This is a genomic window from Veillonellaceae bacterium, assembly GCA_012523975.1.
Taxonomy (GTDB): domain Bacteria; phylum Bacillota; class Negativicutes; order JAAYSF01; family JAAYSF01; genus JAAYSF01.
On sequence record JAAYSF010000084.1, the window covers coordinates 1 to 1,726 of the forward strand.

At 40.7% G+C, this 1,726-nt stretch carries 2 protein-coding genes; both read left to right on the forward strand.

Features of this window, described 5'->3' with window-relative positions:
- The coding region (locus GX348_11415; GenBank protein ID NLP42764.1) for a hypothetical protein at window positions 1-1,563 on the forward strand (1,563 nt) is incomplete at its 5' end.
- Window positions 1,560-1,726 (forward strand): phosphoadenosine phosphosulfate reductase family protein (locus GX348_11420; protein NLP42765.1); only part of this gene is annotated, 167 nt, incomplete at its 3' end. The genes GX348_11415 and GX348_11420, both read left to right, overlap by 4 nt.

The following is a 1,726-nucleotide window of genomic DNA, read 5'->3' on the forward strand; positions in this document are numbered from 1 at the left end:
AGTGTCGCTCGAAAAGAAATTAAATTTAGAATTAAGGCTGCCGAAGAAAATTTTCGCTTATACCTTGAGCAGTTATTTACACCTGAGACCGCTAAAGTTACCTGGTATGTAGAACAGGATCAAGTATCTATAACAAATGCAAAAATGCTATCAACTGTTCTTTCCGATTTATGTGACAAATATTATTGTGATTGCCCTCCAGTAAGAAATGAAATGATCAGTTATGAAAGATTGTCCAGCGCTGCTTCTCGCGCTCGACGTGTCCTTGTAGAAGCAATGATTACCAATGAAGAGGAAAAGAACCTGGAATTGCAAGGTTTTGGCCCCGAGGTGGCCATATATAAATCTTTGTTGCGGCGCGAAGGCTTACATGTAAAAGATGAACAAACCGGATGCTGGCAATTTACCTTGGGCATAAACCAAAATAATAAGTATCAAGCGTTATGGACTCTGATTGACCAGTGTTTGGATAGCGCAAAGGAAGGGATAACGGTAGAAGATATTCTTGATTTGCTTAAAGCGCCGCCTTTTGGCCTAAGGCAGGGGCCGGCGCCGATATATATTAATTTATATCTAATTGTCCATGCAGAGAGTGTTGCGGTTTTTCAGGAGGGTACCTATCGACCCTATTTAAGCGCTGCTGAAGCGGCTCTAATGATCAAACGTCCGGATTTATTTACTTTAAGAAAGTATATTTTTACAGATATCGATCGGGCGGTATTTAGTACATATAAAAATCTTTTAAAAGCCGTGCGTATAGAAGGTAAGCCTGGGCTGCGTAATGCGAACTTGATCAGTGTAGTAGGCCCGCTGGTTAATTTTATAGAATCTCTTCCAGCGTATACAAAAAATACAAAGCAAATTTCACGAGAAGCGAGACGAGTACGTTTAGCGATCCAAAACTCGGTGGATCCTGCTCGCCTTATCTTTGAAGACTTGCCAAAAGCTGTTGGTGTCAAGGTAGATGCAAAAGAAACTATCCCGATGAATAAGCATCTTCAAAATAAGCTTCATACTGCATTATACGAATTGTCGCAAGCTTTCCCTAATCTCAATAAAGAAATACAGAAAGTTGCGTTAGCTGTTTTTAAATGCGACACGCTAGACCGGTTAATAGAAAGCCAACGCAATAGAGTGAAGCCCCTAGTAAAAATTTGTAATGACGGGGAAGTAAAACAGCTTCTTCTAGCTATGAAACGTGATAGCCATAATGCAGCCGAATGGGTTAAGGGTATCGCTGGGTTAATCATGGGTAAGCCGATTGAGTCATGGAATGATAATGACCTTGCCATCTTTGAAGCCAGATTACATGATTATGCCAACCGGATTAATCATCTTGAAACCCTTGCCTCAGTTAAGGCCAAATTATCACGGGAGGGAGCAAGGGTGATTAGCATGATGATGCCCGATGGTTCAATTAGACGTGCAGTTATTACTGGAGCTGATGAGAATTATAAAGGAAAGAAGAAGGCTAAAGATATTATTTCTAAAAACTCTCGAGATGAAGCCCAGGCGATATTAGTAGCTCTTGCCGAAGAGCTGTTGGATGGTGTTGATAAATGAGAAATAGTAAAAACGAACGTCATATTCTGGCCCTCTCGGGTGGAAAAGACAGTGCTGCATTAGCAGTATATATGCGTGACAAATATCCTGAGCTTGAATTGGAATATGTTTTTACAGATAGCGGTTGCGAGCTTCCCGAAACTTATGAATATCTAGATAGGAT